The following is a 19,150-nucleotide window of genomic DNA, read 5'->3' on the forward strand; positions in this document are numbered from 1 at the left end:
GAGCCGCCATGAACACCACAATTGCCCAACAAATTGCTAATGAAGGCGGCGTAGAAGCTTACCTGCACGCGCAACAGCACAAGAGCCTGCTGCGTTTTCTGACCTGCGGCAGCGTCGATGATGGCAAAAGCACCTTAATTGGCCGTCTGCTGCACGATACGCGCCAGATCTATGAAGACCAGCTGTCGTCTCTGCACAACGACAGCAAGCGTCACGGTACCCAGGGCGAAAAACTGGACCTGGCGCTGCTGGTGGACGGCCTGCAGGCTGAGCGTGAGCAGGGCATCACCATCGATGTCGCTTACCGCTACTTCTCGACCGAAAAACGCAAATTTATCATCGCCGACACCCCGGGGCACGAGCAGTACACGCGCAATATGGCCACCGGCGCGTCAACCTGCGACCTGGCGATCCTGCTGATCGATGCGCGCAAAGGCGTGCTCGACCAGACCCGCCGTCACAGCTTTATCTCTACGCTGCTGGGCATTAAACACCTGGTGGTAGCGGTCAACAAAATGGATCTCGTCGAGTTTAGCGAAGCGCGCTTCAACGAGATCCGGGAAGATTATCTGACTTTCGCCGAGCAGCTGCCGGGCAACCTCGATATCCGCTTTGTACCGCTGTCGGCGCTGGAAGGCGATAACGTCGCCAGCCAGAGCGCGAATATACCGTGGTACAGCGGCCCGACCCTGCTGGAAGTCCTCGAAACCGTGGAGATCCAGCGGGTGGTCGAGAGCCAGCCGCTGCGCTTCCCGGTGCAGTATGTTAACCGTCCGAACCTCGATTTCCGCGGCTTCTCCGGCACGGTCGCCTCTGGCACGGTTACCGTTGGCCAGCGTCTGAAGGTGCTGCCGTCGGGCGTCGAATCGAGCGTGGCGCGTATCGTCACCTTCGACGGCGACCTGCAGGAAGCTGCCGCCGGCGAAGCCATTACCCTTGTGCTGAAAGATGAAATCGACATCAGCCGCGGCGACCTGCTGGTTGACGCGCAAGCCTCGCTGCCGACGGTGCAAAGCGCCAGCATCGACGTGGTGTGGATGGCAGAGCAGCCGCTGACCCCGGGCCAGAGCTACGACATCAAAATCGCCGGCAAGAAGACCCGCGCTCGCGTCGACGCTATCCGCTACCAGGTCGATATTAACAACCTGACCCAGCGTGAAGTCGAGTCTCTCCCGCTGAACGGCATTGGGCTGGTGGAGCTGACCTTTGACGAACCTTTAGTGCTGGATCCGTATCAGCAAAACCCGGTGACCGGCGGGCTTATCTTTATCGATCGCCTTACCAACGTCACCGTGGGCGCCGGGATGGTCAACGAGCCGCACCTGCAGGCGTCGACGTCGGCATCGCAGTACAGCGCCTTCGAGCTGGAGCTGAACCAGCTGATCCGTAAACACTTCCCGCACTGGGACGCCCGCGACCTGCTGGGAGGCCAATAATGGCCCAGCATGACGAAAACGTCGTCTGGCATGCCCATCCTGTGACCCAGCAGCAGCGGGAGCAGCATCACGGCCATCGCGGCGTGGTGCTGTGGTTTACCGGCCTTTCGGGGTCGGGTAAATCCACTGTCGCCGGGGCGCTGGAAGAGGCGCTGCATGAGCGCGGCGTCAGCACCTATCTGCTGGACGGCGACAACGTGCGCCATGGTCTGTGCAGCGATCTGGGATTCAGTGATGAGGATCGCAAAGAGAACATTCGCCGCGTCGGCGAAGTGGCCAGGCTGATGGTCGATGCCGGGCTGGTGGTATTGACGGCATTTATATCACCACACCGCGCGGAACGGCAGATGGTGCGCGAGCGCCTGGGGGAGGGACGCTTTATCGAAGTGTTCGTCGATACCCCGCTGGCCATCTGCGAGGCGCGGGATCCGAAAGGATTATACAAGAAGGCGCGGGCAGGGGAATTACGCAATTTCACCGGCATAGACTCGGTCTATGAGGCACCGGAAAAGGCGGAAATTCATCTGGATGGTGAACAATTGGTAACAAATTTGGTGCACCAACTATTAGACCTGCTGCAACAGAGCGATATTATCAGATCCTGAAACGGCAGCGGCATCGAGGGGTGCCGGTTGCCCGGTCTACAGGATTCGATATGCGCAATACCCAGAACCTCAGTATTATTCGTTCAGAACCGCCTCCGGCGATCGGCGACGAGACCACCTGGTCTCTGTCGGGCGCTGCTGTGGGCTTTATTTCATGGCTGCTGGCGCTGGGTATTCCCTTCCTTCTCTATGGCAGTAATACGCTCTTCTTCCTCCTTTACACCTGGCCGTTCTTCCTTGCGTTGATGCCGGTGGCGGTAGTGGTCGGTATTGCGCTGCACTCTCTGCTCAATGGCAAACTGCTCTATAGCGCCAGCGCGACCATCCTGACCGTCGGGCTGATGTTTGCGCTACTCTTCCTCTGGCTGTTGGGATAACCCGTTTCCGGGATGAATCAAGCATGGGTATCGGCAGCAAAAATATGGTACAGTCCCCGCGTTACGCGGCATCGTCCGCGCGCCCCGGTAGCGTACCCGGGCGAGTTTTGGGATGATGATGCCGTTTTTCAGGGGGCAGGATGGGTAAACTAACGCTGCTATTATTAGCTTTGCTGGTCTGGCTACAGTATTCACTGTGGTTCGGTAAAAACGGCCTGCACGACTACACGCGGGTTAACGACGACGTCACCGCCCAGCAGGCGACTAACGCCAAATTAAAAGCACGTAACGATCAGCTATTTGCCGAAATTGACGACCTCAATGGCGGGCAGGAAGCGATCGAGGAGCGCGCGCGCAATGAACTCAGTATGACCCGCCCGGGCGAAACCTTCTATCGTCTGGTACCGGATGCGTCTAAACGCAACCAGGCATCGGGGCAACAGCAGAACAATCGATAACCAGGCCCAGGATTACGACATGGCAGCCACTTTTCCGGGCGTTTGCGCCGTGGTGCCGGCAGCCGGTTTTGGCCGCCGCATGCAAACGGAATGCCCGAAACAATATCTCTCAATCGGTAACAAAACGATTCTCGAACATGCCGTCGCCGCACTGCTGGCGAATGCGTGCGTCCAGCGCGTGGTGATTGCCGTCAGCCCCGGCGATCGGCGCTTCAGCCAGCTACCGCTGGCGCAGCACCCGCAAATTACCGTCGTGGATGGCGGCGCCGAGCGCGCCGATTCCGTGCTCGCGGGCCTGAAGGCGTTGCCGGAGGCGCAGTGGGTGCTGGTGCATGACGCCGCGCGCCCCTGCCTGCATCAGGACGACCTCAGCCGTCTGCTGGCGCTCAGCGAAACCAGCCGTGTCGGCGGGATCCTCGCGGCGCCGGTGCGCGACACCATGAAGCGCGCCGAGCCGGGCAAAACCGCTATCGCCCATACCGTCGATCGTAATGACCTGTGGCATGCGCTCACCCCGCAATTTTTCCCTCGCGAGCTGCTGGTGGATTGCCTCACCCGGGCGCTGAACGAGGGGGCGACCATCACTGATGAAGCCTCGGCGCTGGAGTACTGCGGCTTCCATCCGCAACTGGTCGCCGGTCGCGCGGATAATATTAAAGTGACGCGCCCGGAAGACCTGGCGCTGGCTGAATTTTACCTCACCCGTTCCCGACACCAGGAGAAAGCTTAATGCGAATTGGACATGGTTTTGACGTACACGCTTTTGGCGGTGAAGGCCCAATCATTATTGGCGGGGTACGCATTCCTTATGAAAAAGGGCTGCTGGCCCACTCCGACGGCGACGTCGCGCTGCATGCGCTGACCGACGCGCTGCTGGGCGCCGCGGCGCTCGGCGATATCGGCAAACTGTTCCCCGATACCGATCCGGCGTTTAAAGGCGCCGATAGCCGCGAACTGCTGCGCGAAGCGTGGCGTCGTATTCAGGCCAAAGGCTATACGCTCGGCAACGTCGACGTCACCATTATCGCCCAGGCGCCGAAGATGCTGCCGCATATTCCGCAGATGCGCGTCTTTATCGCTGAAGATCTCGGCTGCCATATGGACGACGTCAACGTGAAAGCGACCACCACCGAGAAGCTGGGCTTCACCGGCCGCGGGGAAGGGATCGCCTGCGAAGCGGTCGCGCTGCTGCGTAAGGCCGAAAAATGATCGCCTTTGACCAACTGACCTGGCTGCACGGCAAGCCGCAGAGCAGCGGGCTGCTGAAAGCCAATCCGGAAGATTTTCTGGTAGTGGAGGATCTGGGCTTTGCGCCGGACGGCGAAGGCGAACATGTGCTGGTGCGGATCCTGAAAAACGGCTGCAATACGCGCTTTGTCGCCGACGCGCTGGCGAAATTCCTCAAGATCCACGCCCGTGAAGTGAGCTTCGCCGGGCAAAAGGATAAGCACGCCGTCACCGAGCAGTGGCTGTGCGCGCGGGTGCCCGGCAAAGAGATGCCGGACCTGAGCAAATTTCAGCTCGAGGGCTGCCAGGTACTGGAATATGCCCGCCATAAGCGTAAGCTGCGTTTAGGCGCGCTGAAAGGCAACCAGTTTACCGTGATCCTGCGCGAGATTAGCCATCGCCAGGACGTGGAGACGCGTCTGCAGGCCATCGCTGAACGGGGCGTACCGAACTATTTCGGCGCGCAGCGCTTTGGCATTGGCGGCAGTAATCTGCAGGGCGCGTTGCGCTGGGCGGAAAGCGACGCGCCGGTGCGCGATCGCAATAAGCGCAGTTTTTGGTTGTCGGCGGCCCGCAGTGCGTTGTTTAATCAGCAAGTCAGTATTAGATTAAAAAAAACGGAATTTAATCAGGTTGTTGATGGCGATGCGCTACAATTAGCGGGGCGTGGGAGCTGGTTTGTCGTCACACCGGAAGAACTCGAGGTTTCGCAGGCGCGGGTGCACAACCGCGAACTGATGATCACGGCTGCGCTGCCGGGCAGCGGCGACTGGGGAAGCCAGCGCGACGCTCTGGCCGCCGAGCAGGCCGCCATCGCCGAAGAAACGTCGCTGCAGGCGCTGTTGGTGCGGGAGAAAGTTGAGGCGGCGCGCCGGGCGATGCTCCTCTATCCGCAGCAGCTTAGCTGGAACTGGTGGGATGACGTAACCGTTGAACTGCGTTTCTGGCTGCCGGCGGGCAGCTTCGCCACCAGCGTGGTCAGGGAGCTTATCAATACAACGGGTGACTATGCGAATATTGCTGAGTAACGATGACGGGATCCATGCGCCGGGGATACAGACCCTGGCAAAGGCCTTAAGGGAGTTTGCCGAGGTCCAGGTTGTTGCACCCGATCGTAACCGCAGCGGAGCCTCGAATTCGCTGACGCTGGAATCATCCCTGCGTACGTTTACCTTTGAAAATGGCGACATCGCCGTCCAGATGGGCACCCCGACCGACTGTGTCTATCTCGGCGTGAACGCGCTGATGCGCCCGCGTCCGGACATCGTCGTTTCCGGCATTAACGCGGGTCCCAACCTGGGCGATGACGTCATCTATTCCGGCACCGTGGCCGCAGCGATGGAAGGTCGCCATCTGGGGTTCCCCGCGCTGGCCGTGTCGCTGAACGGCTATCAGCATTACGATACCGCCGCGGCGGTAACCTGCACCATTCTGCGCGCCTTAAGCCGCGAGCCGCTGCGTACCGGACGGATCCTTAACATCAACGTGCCGGATCTCCCGCTTGATCAAATCAAGGGAATTCGCGTGACCCGCTGCGGCAACCGCCATCCGGCCGACCAGGTGATCCCGCAAAAAGATCCGCGCGGCAACACCCTGTACTGGATTGGCCCGCCGGGCGATAAGCGCGATGCCGGGCCGGGCACCGATTTTGCGGCAGTGGATGAAGGCTATGTTTCCGTGACGCCATTGCACGTCGATTTAACCGCCCATCAGGCGCATGAGGTAGTCAGCGATTGGCTGGAACGTGTCGGGGTTGACGGGCAATGGTAAGTAAACGTGTTGAAAGTTTGTTGAATCAACTGCGCACGCAGGGCATCGTCGATGAGCGTGTCCTCGAGGCGATCGCGCGGGTTCCGCGCGAAAAATTTGTTGATGAAGCCTTTGAACATAAAGCGTGGGAAAACACCGCGCTGCCGATTGGCCAGGGGCAGACCATCTCCCAGCCTTACATGGTGGCGCGGATGACCGAGCTGCTGACGCTGACGCCGGAGTCGCGCGTGCTGGAGATCGGCACTGGTTCCGGCTACCAGACGGCCATCCTGGCGCACCTGGTGCATCACGTTTGCTCGGTGGAGCGGATTAAGAGTTTACAGTGGCAGGCGCGTCGTCGCCTGAAACAACTTGATTTACATAATGTTTCAACCCGTCATGGCGATGGGTGGCAAGGTTGGCAGGCACGGGCGCCGTTTGATGCCATTATTGTGACGGCGGCGCCGCCGGAGATTCCAACCGCGCTGCTGGCGCAGCTGGATGACGAAGGCGTGCTGGTGCTGCCGGTTGGCGAAGAGCATCAGTTTCTCAAACGGATCCGTCGCCGGGGCAACGAATTTATCATTGATACCGTCGAGGCCGTTCGCTTTGTTCCCCTGGTGAAGGGGGAGCTGGCCTGAGACCCGGATTATTCCAGGTTTTTTTTGCCTGACTTTAGGCGTAGGGTGGACGCATTTTTCAGTGTCCTGGCCGGGCGCCGCCCGGTAAGCAAGATATTGGCAGTTAACATATTCCTGGGGGATAAATGAGCGCGGGAAGCACCAAATTTACCGTCAGCCGTATTGCGGCTCTTTCACTGGTTTCACTCTGGCTGGCCGGGTGTACCAACACCAATAATCCGCCAGCGCCGGTTAGCTCTGCCGGCGGTGCCGCCTCTTCCAGCACCAACTCCGGCATGCTGATTACGCCGCCATCCTCCGGCGTCAAGTCTGCTCCTCAGGCGCAGCCGATCCAGCCGGTACAGACCCAGACCATTCAGCCGCAGCCGACGCCGATGGCGCAGGAGCCAGTGCAGACGGTGAACGGTAAGATCGTTTACAACCGCAAATATGGCGATATTCCGAAAGGTAGCTACACCGGCGGCAGTACCTATACGGTCAAACGCGGCGACACGCTGTTCTATATCGCGTGGGTCACCGGCAACGATTTCCGTGACCTGGCGCAACGCAACAATGTCCCGGCCCCGTACGCCCTGAACGTCGGCCAGGTGCTGCAGGTCGGCAACGCTTCAGGCCAGCCGATCACCGGTGAAAACGCCGTTTCTCAGGCCAGCGCAAGGGCGAGCGGCGGTGCGACAGCCACCACAACTTCTGCACAAAAATCGACCGCGGTGGTTGCTTCACAACCGACTATTACGTATTCTGAATCTTCAGGTGAACAGAGTGCTACCAAGATGTTGCCTAATAATAAACCAGCGACCACGACCACAACGGTTGTCGCGCCGGTGACGGCACCAACAACGGTGAGCACAACCCAGCCGACTGCAAGCAGTACGTCAACCAGTTCGCCGATCTCATCATGGCGCTGGCCGACTGATGGCAAGGTTATCGAGAACTTTAGCGGCGCGGAAGGCGGCAATAAAGGTATCGACATTGCAGGCAGTAAGGGACAGGCTATTGTCGCGACCGCCGATGGGCGTGTCGTCTATGCCGGTAACGCACTGCGCGGCTACGGTAATCTTATTATCATCAAACACAACGATGATTACCTGAGTGCCTACGCTCATAACGATACCATGCTGGTTCGGGAGCAACAGGAAGTCAAAGCGGGGCAGAAAATCGCTACCATGGGTAGCACCGGAACCAGCTCAACAAGATTACATTTTGAAATTCGTTACAAGGGGAAATCCGTCAACCCGCTGCAGTACTTACCGCAGCGATAATTTGGCAAAGTACGGATAAGCGAAGCATCAGCTAACAGGCGCCAGGGCGGTGTCTACGTCCCTCTCGCAGAGAGGGCAGGGGAAATCGTCCAGGCGTCGTTTGTTGATGTGCCGTGGAAGGTGCTTTGCTCAGGGATCACGGGTAGGAGCCACCTTTATGAGTCAGAATACGCTGAAAGTTCATGATTTAAATGAAGACGCGGAATTTGATGAGAACGGAATTGAGGTTTTCGACGAGAAGGCCTTAGTAGAAGAGGAACCCAGTGATAGCGATCTGGCTGAGGAAGAGCTGCTGTCGCAAGGCGCAACACAACGCGTACTTGACGCCACTCAGCTTTATCTTGGAGAGATTGGTTATTCCCCACTGCTGACCGCGGAAGAGGAAGTCTATTTCGCGCGTCGCGCACTGCGTGGTGATGTCGCTTCACGCCGTCGCATGATTGAAAGCAACCTGCGTCTGGTGGTGAAGATTGCCCGTCGTTACAGCAATCGTGGTCTGGCGCTGCTGGATCTGATTGAAGAAGGTAACCTCGGTCTGATCCGCGCCGTTGAAAAGTTTGACCCGGAACGTGGGTTCCGTTTTTCGACTTATGCGACCTGGTGGATCCGCCAGACTATTGAACGGGCGATCATGAACCAAACCCGTACGATCCGTTTGCCGATCCACATTGTTAAAGAGCTGAACGTCTATCTGCGTACCGCGCGCGAGTTGTCCCATAAGCTGGACCACGAGCCGAGTGCGGAAGAGATTGCCGAACAGCTGGACAAACCGGTCGATGACGTCAGCCGTATGCTGCGTCTGAACGAGCGCATCACCTCCGTGGATACTCCGCTGGGTGGCGATTCAGAAAAAGCGCTGCTGGATATTCTGGCCGATGAGAAAGAGAACGGCCCGGAAGACACCACGCAGGACGATGATATGAAGCAAAGCATCGTCAAATGGCTGTTCGAACTGAACGCCAAGCAGCGTGAAGTTCTGGCGCGTCGTTTCGGTCTGCTGGGTTATGAAGCAGCCACGCTGGAAGATGTGGGCCGTGAAATTGGCCTCACCCGCGAGCGTGTGCGGCAGATCCAGGTGGAAGGTCTGCGTCGCCTGCGGGAAATTCTGCAGGGGCAGGGGCTGAATATCGAAGCGCTCTTCCGCGAATAAGATCTTTTCTCTCAAAAAGGCCCCCTCGACAGTCGGGGCCTTTTTCTTTGCGCTAGCCGAGTCGGGTTTCCTGCAGATGACGCCAGATCATTTTTCCTTCCGCTTGCTGAAAAATCGCCGTCGACCAGCGTACGTTCTCACTGCCATCAGCCAGCGTTTGGCTTTCACGGTATAGCACTGCGGCGCCGTCGTGCCATTCGCTAATGATTTTCGCCTGATCCACCGCGATGTGTAATCCCGGACGGGTTGCCCCCGCATGGTGGAAAAAACGGCTCACCGCCGGGTAGTCCATCTTCTCGCCGCCCGGAGGGATCATGATGAATTCGGCGGCAAAACGTGTCATCAGCGCCTCAGCGCTTCCTTCCCCCTGGCTTAACCAGCGTTCGATAAGGACATGGGCGTCGAGGACTTCCTGCAGATAAGGGTTCATGACTTCTCCAGTGTAGTGTGCAGGCGATGGATAATCGCCCGATTGTTCAGCCGCAGGCAAAACAGCAGCGGCAACAGGGTGATGGCAGCGGCGCTAATAAACCCCCCCTGCCAGGCGTAGACCGGCGGGAACACCCTCAGCAGCAGGGCGAGCAGCGCGCTGCCGGCAAAGAAGCTGAGCTGGCGGTTCAGATTCCACAGCGCGCTGGCGTCAGGCATCTCTTCGGCAGGCGTATGCAGGAAGGCGCTGCTTTGCGCAGTACTGCTGCATAAGCTGCCTCCGCCGCCCATCAGCGTAAAGGCCAGAATCAACAGCGCCAGCGGGCTGTGCGTATCGATCTTCAGCAGCAGCAGGATCCCCGCCGCCTGTAGCAAGCAGCCAACCATCACCAGCGGTCGTGGTCCGAAGCGGTTGAAATACCTGCCGGTAAAAGTGATGGCGGCAAACGAGGCCAGCGACCAGGGCACCATCAGGGCACCGATGGCCCCCGGCGCCATCCCGGTGACGCGTTGCAGGTAGAACATCCCGACCACGTTGACGCCAATGAACATCCCCGGTACGCAGAGGTAGATCAGCATCGCGAAGCGCAGCAGGGGATCGGCCAGCAACGACAGCGGAAGAAAGCGAGTTGGGCGAACCGGGCCGGGGCTGTCGTTCAGCCATCGCACCGCCAGCACAAAGGTTAGCAGAGCCACAGGCAGGCTGGCGAAAAAGACCCAGCGCCAGCTGAAGGCCTCGACTAACAGGCCGCCGATCGCCGGCGAGCAGGCTGGCGCCAGCAGGCCGACCAGCATCACCGCCGCCGAGAGTTTCGCCCGCTCATGCGGCTGAAACAGCGGCCACGTCAATGCCTGGCCAAGGGGGATTAACAGCCCGCCGCCCATCCCCTGCAGCGTCCGCCAGAAAATCAGCTCGCCGAGACTGCTGGCAAGCCCTGCCGCCAGCGCGCCGAGGCTGAACAGCCCCAGCGAGAGTAAAAACAGTCGTTTCGCCCCCCAGCGCTGACTAAGCCAGGCACTGAACGGTACGACGACCGTCAGACCGAGAATATAAGCATTGCTGACCCACGCCAGCTGAGAGACGGAAACCGTCAGCGCGCGGCTGATGGCCGGGAAGGCGATGCTGGCGATAAACATATTGATCAAATCGAGAAAAAAGCCGAACAGAAAAACGGTGGCAACGCGGTGGCGATAGGTCATGGTTCCCTCCCTCAGACAGGCGGCTACTGTAAACCCGGTTCTGCGGGGGATAAACGGGGCTGGTCGGGATATACTGTCTGAATATTTTTGACAATCATCCGGACGACAATGCTTAATCTTCAGCGTGTGACCATGTTTATCGCCGTGGTGGATGCCGGCAGCTTCACCCTGGCCGCTGCGGCGCTGGGGCAGACCAAGGCGGTGGTCAGCTTTAACGTGCGGCAACTGGAAAATGAACTGGGGGTGACCCTGCTGCTGCGCTCAACGCGTCGTCTGCGCCTCACCGACGCCGGGACGTTGTTCTATCAGCGTGGGGTGGCGCTGCTGAAAGCGGCGGAAAATCTGCAGGATGAGGTGCGGGCCAGCCATACCGGCTTAAGTGGCGAGCTGCGGATCACCACCACGCCGGAGTATGGCGCGCAGGTTATCATTCCGGCGCTGTCCGCGTTTGCCCGTCGTCACCCGGCGCTGCGGGTGCGCCACGTCTCCTCCTCCCATCATGCGGACCTCATTTCAGAACGATTTGATGTGGCGATACGCCTCGGTACGCTGGCCGATTCCCGCTATCGGGCGACGCGGATAGCCAGTTTCGCGATCCTGCCCGTCGCCTCTCCGGCCTGGCTGGCAAGCCATCCGGTGCAGACGCTGTCCGATCTGGCGCAAGCTGACTGGATTATTCATGAGCGTCTGTCGGCGCCGCTGCGCTGGCAGCTGCGCACGGATCAACAGACAGAGGTGGATTTCGCCATCGCCAGCGCGCCGCGCTTTTCAGCCGACAGCGCTACGGCGCTGATGAGCTTTGCCCTGGCCGGGTGCGGCATCGCCTTGCTGCCGGCATGGCTGGTAGCCGAAAAAGTGGCGCAGCGGGAGCTGGTGCCGCTCCTGTCGGAATACCATTTCCCACAGCAGGGCGTGTATGCCCTTTATCCCGATGCGCAGCATATGCCGACCCGGGTGCGGGCGTTTATTGACTTCCTGCGCGAGAAGGTCGGTTAAGCGCCCGTTCAGGGCGCCATCATTTTGCGCACCAGCCGGGTGAACTGTTCACGTTCGCCATCGCTCAGGCGGCCGAGAAACTCGTCATCGATCTCATTGCCCTGCGGAATCGAACGGTTAAGCAACGCCTCGCCTTGTTCGGTCAGATAGACAAAACGGCGGCGTTTATCGGCGGGATCGTGTTCCCGGCGCACCAGGCCGCGCGCCTCCATCCGGCTGAGCATCTCCGCCAGCGTGGCCTTGGTACTGACCGCCGCTTCAATCAGCACGACCTGCTCAATACCCGGCTGCTCCGCTACCGAGCGCATCACCGCATACTGAGGTTTAGTCAGGTCCGGTAACGCCTGCTGCCAGCGGGCGGTATGTTGTTGAAAAAGCTGGCGCAGCAGGTGAAATGCTTCGTTTCGTAACTCCATGAATACTCCGTAACAAAACTGTCACCTCTATGATAGCCGTTCGTACGCCATTTTATACCCTTTCTGCGTTTTTGATTAAAAATGCGCACGTATACGAACGATCTTGTCATCCCCGTCCGGAGAGGGTAATTTAAATATAAAGTTCGTGTACGAACAAAGTGAATGAGGTCTGGAATGAAACTGATTATTGGGATGACGGGGGCCACCGGGGCTCCGCTTGGGGTGGCATTGCTGCAGGCGCTACGTGATATGCCGGAGGTGGAAACCCACCTGGTGATGTCGAAATGGGCCAAAACCACCATCGAGCTGGAAACGCCCTGGACAGCGCGCGAAGTGGCCGCGCTGGCGGACTTTTCCCACAGCCCGGCAGACCAGGCCGCCACCATCTCTTCCGGTTCATTTCGTACCGACGGCATGATCGTTATTCCCTGCAGTATGAAAACGCTGGCAGGCATTCGCGCGGGTTATGCCGAAGGGCTGGTGGGCCGCGCGGCGGACGTGGTGCTCAAAGAGGGGCGCAAGCTGGTGCTGGTCCCGCGGGAAATGCCGCTCAGCACGATCCATCTGGAGAACATGCTGGCGCTGTCGCGCATGGGCGTGGCGATGGTGCCGCCGATGCCGGCTTACTACAACCACCCGGAGACGGTTGACGATATCACCAATCATATCGTCACCCGGGTGCTGGATCAGTTTGGCCTCGACTATCACAAAGCGCGCCGCTGGAACGGCTTGCGCACGGCAGAACAATTTGCACAGGAGATCGAATAATGGCTTTTGATGATTTGCGCAGCTTTTTGCAGGCGCTGGATGACCAGGGACAACTGCTGAAAATCAGTGAAGAGGTGAACGCTGAGCCCGATCTGGCGGCGGCCGCCAATGCCACCGGACGCATCGGCGACGGCGCCCCGGCGCTGTGGTTCGATAATATTCGCGGCTTTACCGACGCCCGCGTGACGATGAACACCATCGGCTCGTGGCAGAACCATGCCATCTCGCTGGGCCTGCCGCCCAACACGCCGGTGAAAAAGCAGATTGATGAATTCATTCGCCGCTGGGATAACTTCCCGGTGACGCCAGAGCGCCGCGCCAACCCGGCGTGGGCGGAAAACACCGTGGATGGCGACGATATCAACCTGTTCGATATTCTGCCACTGTTCCGCCTCAACGATGGTGACGGCGGTTTCTACCTCGATAAAGCCTGTGTCGTTTCGCGCGATCCGCTTGATCCTGACAACTTCGGTAAGCAAAACGTCGGTATCTACCGCATGGAAGTGAAAGGCAAGCGCAAACTCGGTCTGCAGCCGGTGCCGATGCACGATATCGCGCTGCATCTGCACAAAGCGGAAGAGCGTGGGGAAGATCTGCCGATTGCTATCACCCTCGGTAACGACCCGATTATTACCCTGATGGGCGCCACGCCGCTGAAATACGATCAGTCAGAATATGAAATGGCTGGCGCGCTGCGCGAGAGCCCGTATCCCATCGCCACCGCGCCGCTGACCGGCTTTGATGTGCCCTGGGGCTCGGAAGTGATCCTCGAAGGGGTCATTGAAGGGCGTAAGCGTGAGATCGAGGGGCCGTTCGGTGAGTTTACCGGTCACTACTCCGGCGGTCGTAACATGACGGTAGTGCGTATCGACAAAGTCTCGTATCGCAGCAAACCGATTTTTGAATCGCTCTATCTCGGTATGCCGTGGACCGAAATTGACTATCTGATGGGGCCGGCGACCTGCGTGCCGCTGTATCAGCAGTTGAAGGCAGAGTTCCCGGAAGTGCAGGCGGTCAACGCCATGTACACCCATGGTCTGCTGGCGATCATCTCCACCAAAAAACGCTACGGCGGTTTTGCCCGCGCGGTGGGCCTGCGGGCGATGACCACTCCGCACGGCCTCGGCTATGTGAAGATGGTGATCATGGTTGATGAAGACGTCGACCCGTTCAACCTGCCACAGGTGATGTGGGCGCTCTCCTCGAAGGTTAACCCGGCGGGAGACCTGGTGCAGTTGCCGAACATGTCGGTCCTTGAACTTGACCCAGGCTCCAGCCCGGCAGGCATCACCGACAAACTGATTATCGACGCCACCACCCCGGTTGCGCCGGACCTTCGCGGCCACTACAGCCAGCCGGTGCAGGATCTGCCGGAAACCAAAGCCTGGGCTGAAAAACTGACCGCTATGCTGGCCAACCGTAAATAAGGAGAAGAAGATGATTTGTCCACGTTGCGCCGATGAAAAGATTGAAGTCATGGCGACCTCGCCGGTGAAAGGGGTCTGGACCGTGTATCAGTGCCAGCACTGTCTTTACACCTGGCGAGATACCGAGCCGCTGCGCCGCACCAGTCGCGAACACTATCCGGAAGCGTTCCGCATGACGCAGAAAGATATTGATGAGGCACCGCAGGTGCCACACGTACCGCCGCTATTGCCGGAAGATAAGCGTTAATGAAAGGGGCCCGCTAAGTCGGGCCTTTTTTATATTTAGTACAATTATGGAAGCTATTTTTTCATTAAATTAAAAAATTACGCGAAGGGTTAATATACTGGGATGACTTTGCGAGCCTGCTTCCAGATTATTATAAAATCCGTCTGATTAATTCCTTGCAGATAAATTTCACGCCATGACGAGTATAGAATAGCGGCGGGTGCTTGAGGCTGTCTGGCCTTGAGCATTACCAGGACCCCAGACAGACGAAAGCCCCAGGAGATATTTCTATCAACTGAGGCTAGCGAATGAACATAGACAATTCAGATGTTAGTCTCTTCTTTGCAGGGAGGCAAGATATGCTGACAAAATATGCCCTTGTGGCAATCATCGTACTCTGTATTACGGTACTGGGATTTACGCTGTTGGTGCACAGCTCACTATGCGAGCTGAGTATTAAAGAGCGTAATATTGAGTTTAAAGCTGTTCTCGCTTACGAATCGAAGAAGTAGCATCCGCGCGGGGGCAACCCCGCGTATGGGTTGTCAGGACGCATCCTCTAGCACCCATTTTTAGTTTGTTAAAACGGCAGCGCTGAGCGGCGCTGCCGTTTTTCACCTTAATGGGTGGCTAAACCAGGCTTTTCAGACGGTAGATCCACTCCAGCGCCTGACGCGGGGTCAGGGAGTCGGGATCAAGATTCTCCAGCGCCTCAACCGCAGGCGAGGTCTCTTCCGGGGCGGCGAGCAGCGACATCTGCGTGCCGTCGACCTGGGTCGCCGCCGCGTTGGGCGAGATGCTCTCCAGCTCGCGCAGTTTCTGCCGCGCGCGCTTGATCACCTCTTTCGGCACCCCGGCCAGCGCGGCGACCGCCAGGCCATAGCTCTTGCTGGCCGCGCCATCCTGCACGCTGTGCATAAAGGCGATGGTATCGCCGTGCTCCAGCGCGTCGAGGTGGACGTTGGCGACGCCTTCCATTTTCTCCGGCAGCTGAGTGAGCTCGAAGTAGTGGGTGGCGAACAGCGTCAGCGCCTTGATTTTGTTGGCCAGATTTTCCGCACAGGCCCACGCCAGCGATAGCCCGTCGTAGGTGGACGTGCCGCGGCCAATCTCATCCATCAGCACCAGGCTATGCTCGGTGGCGTTGTGCAGAATATTGGCGGTTTCAGTCATCTCCACCATAAAGGTCGAGCGGCCGCTGGCCAGGTCATCCGCCGCGCCGACGCGGGTAAAGATGCGATCGATGGGCCCGATCTCCACCTTCTGCGCCGGGACGTAACTGCCGATATAGGCCAGCAGCGCAATCAGCGCGGTCTGGCGCATATAGGTACTTTTACCGCCCATGTTCGGCCCGGTGATGATCAGCATCCGCCGCTGCGGCGCCAGCTGCAGCGGGTTGGCGATAAACGGCTCTTTCAGCACCTGCTCGACCACCGGATGGCGGCCTTCGCTGATGCGAATACCTGGCTTATCGCTAAAGGTCGGGCAGCAATAGTTCAGGGTTTCCGCACGCTCCGCCAGGTTGACCAGCACGTCCAGCTCGGCCAGCGCGCTGGCGCTGGTTTGCAGGTCGGCGAGATGCGGCAGCAGCAGGTCGAACAGTTCGTCATAAAGCTGTTTTTCCAGTGCCAGCGCTTTGCCCTTGGAGGTCAGCACCTTATCTTCGTATTCCTTCAGCTCAGGAATAATGTAGCGTTCGGCGTTCTTCAGCGTCTGGCGGCGCACGTAGTGGATCGGCGCGAGGTGGCTCTGGCCGCGGCTAATCTGGATGTAGTAGCCGTGGACAGCGTTGTAGCCGACTTTCAGAGTATCGAGGCCCAGCCGCTCGCGCTCGCGGATCTCCAGCTTATCGAGATAATCGGTGGCGCCATCGGCCAGCGCCCGCCACTCGTCCAGCTCTTCGCTATAGCCCGGGGCGATGACTCCGCCGTCGCGGACCAGCACCGGCGGCGCGTCAATCACCGCGCGCTCCAGCAGTTCGCGCAGTTCGGTGAACTCGCCCATTTTCTCGCGCAATTTTTGCACCGGCTGACGGTCAACGTCGGCCAGCAGCTCACGCAGCAGCGGCAACTGCTGCAGGGCATGACGCATGCGGGCTAAATCGCGTGGACGGGCGGTACGCAGCGCCAGACGCGCCAGAATACGTTCCAGATCGCCGACCTGGCGCAGCACCGGCTGCAGCTCGGTATAGCGCTCCTGCAGCGCGCCGATGGTCTGCTGGCGCTCCACCAGCACGGCGGTATCGCGGACCGGCATATGCAGCCAGCGCTTGAGCATCCGGCTGCCCATCGGCGTCACCGTACAGTCGAGTACCGAGGCCAGGGTATTGTCGGTGCCGCCGGCCAGATTCTGGGTGATCTCGAGGTTACGGCGGGTGGCGGCATCCATAATGATGCTGTCCTGCTGGCGTTCCATGGTGATGGAACGGATGTGCGGCAGCGAGGTGCGCTGAGTGTCTTTGACATACTGCAGCAGGCAGCCGGCGGCGCACAGGCCGCGTGGGGCGTTTTCCACGCCGAAGCCGACCAGATCGCGGGTGCCGAACTGCAGGTTAAGCTGCTGGCGCGCGGTGTCGATTTCAAATTCCCACAGCGGGCGACGGCGCAGACCGCGGCGGCCCTCGATCAGCGACGATTCGGCAAAATCTTCCGCATACAGCAGTTCCGCCGGATTAGTACGCTGCAGCTCTGCCGCCATGGTTTCGCGGTCGGCCGGTTCACTCAGGCGAAAGCGCCCGGAGCTGATATCCAGCGTCGCGTAGCCAAAGCCCTTGCTGTCCTGCCAGATGGCGGCCAGCAGGTTGTCCTGGCGCTCCTGCAGCAGCGCTTCATCGCTGATGGTGCCCGGCGTAACGATACGCACCACTTTACGCTCGACCGGTCCCTTGGTGGTGGCCGGATCGCCAATCTGCTCGCAAATGGCCACCGACTCGCCCTGATTGACCAGTTTGGCGAGGTAGTTCTCCACCGCGTGGTGGGGGATGCCGGCCATCGGGATGGGTTCGCCCGCGGAGGCGCCGCGCTTGGTCAGCGAGATATCGAGCAGCTGCGACGCGCGTTTCGCATCGTCATAAAATAGCTCGTAAAAATCCCCCATCCGGTAAAACAGTAGAATGTCAGGATGTTGCGCCTTCAGCTTGAGATACTGCTGCATCATCGGCGTGTGGGCGTCGAGATTGTCAATTGTGCTCATGGGGTGTTATCCAGATCCCTGATTTGAAATGGCTGCGATTTTGTTGTTGTCGTCGTTATCACATGGATGAGACATGATAACGGAGATGGGCAGGTGAGGGAAACCGACGAAAGCGCGCGGCGCGATCCGGATTCCAGTTGCAGAGGGGGCGGGGTACCGTCACAGTGATTGAACCGCCGCCACGCGATCGTCTTCATACATTACGTTCGCCGTCGATGTTGTTCTGCCTTCTGGCCGCAGACCTCGTTACGACAACGGCTTGTGGTTGCTAGTCGTAAAGCCATTTACCTGCTTTTGCTGATTCGGCAAACATTTTGATGGTTAAAGGTTTACGCGTTTTTTCTACATCTTCTCGTTTTACTTTAAACCACCGAGTTAGCATTGGAGTATTCTCCCAAGGGAAATAACACGACCATTTAACACTGGAAAGATCAACATTAAATTTTTGTTCAAATTTATTTAAAGCGTCATGCAGATCGTCGCCGGGAGCATCAAATAAGTCATAATCAAGTTCCAATGGGATTTCTTTCCAATTTTTATCTAAACGGGTTGAGATCTCATCTTTAAACAAGTCTAAAACCTGATCTTGAATGCTTTTCATTAAAAGGATGTCCATTGTATACGGTCTTTGTGGCGAGCTATTGGTTTGTATTTTCGTGAGTTTTCCTTGAGGCTTGATAAATTGAGTTTACAAGTCCTATCCAACCTAACCACGGAACATAACGGGCGATAACAGCAGCAAGACTATTCGTTTTTCTCATTCTTACACCAACGGGTGTAGGAACCCTAATACCAAATGGAGTTTTTGCATTTCTCAGAAGCATCCTTCCATATTTAGAAACAACACTTGTTCCTTTTATTGCCTCTCCTGGCTTTGTTCTGGTTTTTAGCCAAGGTTGCCCGGCGAGGATAGCGGCACCAGATTCAATACCAATGCCAAGTTCGTCACAAAATTGTTCAAGAAAAATGACATCAAAAAGTTCACCAGCCGAAAGATTGGATTGTCCGTGATAGAAATAGGTTCCATTTAGTTCTTCTGTCGTATCCATTTGCTCATCTATTATGCTGTTTGTCTTTCATTCCAGGCATCGGTGAAAATTATATTTCCGTCACAATGTTTCCAGGTGATCTTCTCATATCTAAGTTCGACAGATTCAAGATGGTTGTTGTTCTTGTCTTCTGGGGAAGCCATTGTAGGAGATATTGATACGATTCGGACGCCTTCAAGTAGCATATTGAAGTATTCCACTTCTTGACCAGCATCGCTGATTTTATACCATTTGATTTCTGCAGATTTCAGGTTCTGACCAGTAGCTACTGCTTTGTAGAGGTATGGACTGGAATAGTCGAATTCTTTAACGATGATCATTGGTGAGTGCTGACGAGTGCCGGTAGGCTTGCCAGTGGCATTATCAGTGGGAATGGAGAGATTGTGATGAAACCCTTTAAATTCGATGCTGAACTCCCTGTCTGCAACATCACAACCACCTTTGATTAGTGCCCCACCGTCGTCGTATATCCACATATTACCTGGAATAGCCATGCTTCTTCTTCCCTCTATTATCATTAGTAAGAAAAACAGTGTATCGAG

Annotated in this window: 22 protein-coding genes and 1 pseudogene; 16 read left to right on the forward strand and 7 right to left on the reverse strand. The window is 57.8% G+C overall.

Annotated features, from left to right (window positions below):
* Positions 1-8 precede the first annotated feature (8 nt).
* The 11 genes from cysN (at position 9) to rpoS (ending at position 8,905) form a co-directional block, all read left to right on the forward strand.
* Complete coding sequence (cysN, locus tag AS136_RS02665; RefSeq protein WP_063266660.1) at positions 9-1,436, forward strand: sulfate adenylyltransferase subunit CysN; 1,428 nt, start codon at positions 9-11, stop codon at positions 1,434-1,436.
* Positions 1,436-2,041 (forward strand): adenylyl-sulfate kinase, encoded by a 606-nt coding sequence (cysC, locus tag AS136_RS02670; RefSeq protein WP_002915158.1) that lies wholly within the window; start codon positions 1,436-1,438, stop codon positions 2,039-2,041. Before cysN ends, cysC begins: the two co-directional genes overlap by 1 nt.
* 50 nt (positions 2,042-2,091) lie before the next feature.
* Positions 2,092-2,418 (forward strand): DUF3561 family protein, encoded by a 327-nt coding sequence (locus AS136_RS02675; RefSeq protein ID WP_008806224.1) that lies wholly within the window; start codon positions 2,092-2,094, stop codon positions 2,416-2,418.
* A 140-nt stretch (positions 2,419-2,558) separates the two neighbouring features.
* Positions 2,559-2,876 (forward strand): cell division protein FtsB, encoded by a 318-nt coding sequence (gene ftsB, locus AS136_RS02680; protein WP_002915156.1) that lies wholly within the window; start codon positions 2,559-2,561, stop codon positions 2,874-2,876.
* Positions 2,877-2,895: 19 nt separating this feature from the next.
* Complete coding sequence (gene ispD, locus AS136_RS02685; protein WP_008806223.1) at positions 2,896-3,606, forward strand: 2-C-methyl-D-erythritol 4-phosphate cytidylyltransferase; 711 nt, start codon at positions 2,896-2,898, stop codon at positions 3,604-3,606.
* Positions 3,606-4,085 carry a 2-C-methyl-D-erythritol 2,4-cyclodiphosphate synthase gene (gene ispF, locus AS136_RS02690; protein ID WP_008806222.1) on the forward strand — a complete coding sequence of 160 codons (480 nt, stop codon included), beginning with the start codon at positions 3,606-3,608 and terminating at the stop codon, positions 4,083-4,085. Before ispD ends, ispF begins: the two co-directional genes overlap by 1 nt.
* Positions 4,082-5,131, forward strand: a complete 1,050-nt coding sequence (truD, locus tag AS136_RS02695) for a tRNA pseudouridine(13) synthase TruD (protein WP_012540736.1) — start codon at positions 4,082-4,084, stop codon at positions 5,129-5,131. Before ispF ends, truD begins: the two co-directional genes overlap by 4 nt.
* Positions 5,112-5,873 (forward strand): 5'/3'-nucleotidase SurE, encoded by a 762-nt coding sequence (gene surE, locus AS136_RS02700; RefSeq protein ID WP_012540737.1) that lies wholly within the window; start codon positions 5,112-5,114, stop codon positions 5,871-5,873. The genes truD and surE overlap by 20 nt, the downstream gene beginning before the upstream one ends.
* Positions 5,867-6,493, forward strand: coding sequence for a protein-L-isoaspartate(D-aspartate) O-methyltransferase (locus tag AS136_RS02705; RefSeq protein WP_008806219.1), 627 nt, complete (start codon positions 5,867-5,869; stop codon positions 6,491-6,493). Before surE ends, AS136_RS02705 begins: the two co-directional genes overlap by 7 nt.
* A gap of 125 nt (positions 6,494-6,618) precedes the next feature.
* Complete coding sequence (nlpD, locus tag AS136_RS02710) at positions 6,619-7,755, forward strand: murein hydrolase activator NlpD (protein ID WP_008806218.1); 1,137 nt, start codon at positions 6,619-6,621, stop codon at positions 7,753-7,755.
* 157 nt (positions 7,756-7,912) lie between these two features.
* On the forward strand, positions 7,913-8,905 hold the full coding sequence (rpoS, locus tag AS136_RS02715) for an RNA polymerase sigma factor RpoS (protein WP_002915106.1): 993 nt from the start codon (positions 7,913-7,915) through the stop codon (positions 8,903-8,905).
* A 52-nt stretch (positions 8,906-8,957) separates the two neighbouring features.
* Here the strand turns inward: rpoS and AS136_RS02720 are convergent, their stop codons facing one another.
* On the reverse strand, positions 8,958-9,335 hold the full coding sequence (locus AS136_RS02720) for a DUF4440 domain-containing protein (RefSeq protein ID WP_032731156.1): 378 nt from the start codon (positions 9,333-9,335) through the stop codon (positions 8,958-8,960).
* Positions 9,332-10,534 carry an MFS transporter gene (locus tag AS136_RS02725; protein WP_023323190.1) on the reverse strand — a complete coding sequence of 401 codons (1,203 nt, stop codon included), beginning with the start codon at positions 10,532-10,534 and terminating at the stop codon, positions 9,332-9,334. The genes AS136_RS02720 and AS136_RS02725 overlap by 4 nt, the downstream gene beginning before the upstream one ends.
* 108 nt (positions 10,535-10,642) lie before the next feature.
* Here AS136_RS02725 and AS136_RS02730 point away from each other — a divergent pair, with 108 nt between their 5' ends.
* The gene (locus tag AS136_RS02730) at positions 10,643-11,530 is read left to right on the forward strand and encodes a LysR family transcriptional regulator (protein ID WP_008806214.1); all 888 of its coding nucleotides are present in this window, start codon (positions 10,643-10,645) and stop codon (positions 11,528-11,530) included.
* 8 nt (positions 11,531-11,538) lie between these two features.
* Here AS136_RS02730 and AS136_RS02735 read toward each other — a convergent pair whose 3' ends face one another.
* Positions 11,539-11,946, reverse strand: a complete 408-nt coding sequence (locus AS136_RS02735; protein ID WP_008806213.1) for a MarR family winged helix-turn-helix transcriptional regulator — start codon at positions 11,944-11,946, stop codon at positions 11,539-11,541.
* A gap of 174 nt (positions 11,947-12,120) precedes the next feature.
* On the opposite strand from AS136_RS02735, the gene AS136_RS02740 reads away from it, so the two are divergent.
* From AS136_RS02740 to AS136_RS02755, 4 genes are all read left to right on the forward strand, one after another.
* Positions 12,121-12,714 carry a non-oxidative hydroxyarylic acid decarboxylases subunit B gene (locus AS136_RS02740; RefSeq protein WP_002915099.1) on the forward strand — a complete coding sequence of 198 codons (594 nt, stop codon included), beginning with the start codon at positions 12,121-12,123 and terminating at the stop codon, positions 12,712-12,714.
* A complete protein-coding gene (locus tag AS136_RS02745; protein ID WP_004205612.1) occupies positions 12,714-14,141 on the forward strand; it encodes a non-oxidative hydroxyarylic acid decarboxylases subunit C in 1,428 nt (475 codons plus the stop codon). Before AS136_RS02740 ends, AS136_RS02745 begins: the two co-directional genes overlap by 1 nt.
* Before the next feature lie 10 nt (positions 14,142-14,151).
* Complete coding sequence (locus AS136_RS02750; protein ID WP_002915098.1) at positions 14,152-14,388, forward strand: non-oxidative hydroxyarylic acid decarboxylases subunit D; 237 nt, start codon at positions 14,152-14,154, stop codon at positions 14,386-14,388.
* 338 nt (positions 14,389-14,726) lie between these two features.
* Positions 14,727-14,879: a Hok/Gef family protein gene (locus tag AS136_RS02755; RefSeq protein WP_002915097.1), complete on the forward strand. Its 153-nt coding sequence runs from the start codon at positions 14,727-14,729 to the stop codon at positions 14,877-14,879.
* Positions 14,880-14,997: 118 nt separating this feature from the next.
* Here AS136_RS02755 and mutS read toward each other — a convergent pair whose 3' ends face one another.
* The 4 genes and pseudogenes from mutS to AS136_RS02770 form a co-directional block, all read right to left on the reverse strand.
* Positions 14,998-17,559: a DNA mismatch repair protein MutS gene (gene mutS, locus AS136_RS02760; protein ID WP_012967342.1), complete on the reverse strand. Its 2,562-nt coding sequence runs from the start codon at positions 17,557-17,559 to the stop codon at positions 14,998-15,000.
* Positions 17,560-17,827: 268 nt separating this feature from the next.
* Positions 17,828-18,175, reverse strand: coding sequence for a DUF1493 family protein (locus AS136_RS02765; RefSeq protein ID WP_008806210.1), 348 nt, complete (start codon positions 18,173-18,175; stop codon positions 17,828-17,830).
* Positions 18,160-18,608: pseudogene (locus AS136_RS26165) on the reverse strand (STM2901 family protein). Before AS136_RS26165 ends, AS136_RS02765 begins: the two are co-directional and overlap by 16 nt.
* A gap of 11 nt (positions 18,609-18,619) precedes the next feature.
* Positions 18,620-19,102: an Hcp family type VI secretion system effector gene (locus tag AS136_RS02770; RefSeq protein WP_002915094.1), complete on the reverse strand. Its 483-nt coding sequence runs from the start codon at positions 19,100-19,102 to the stop codon at positions 18,620-18,622.
* Between the last annotated feature and the right edge of the window lie 48 nt (positions 19,103-19,150).

Source organism: Klebsiella sp. D5A (assembly GCF_001620885.1).
GTDB classification, from domain to species: Bacteria; Pseudomonadota; Gammaproteobacteria; order Enterobacterales; family Enterobacteriaceae; genus Klebsiella; species Klebsiella variicola.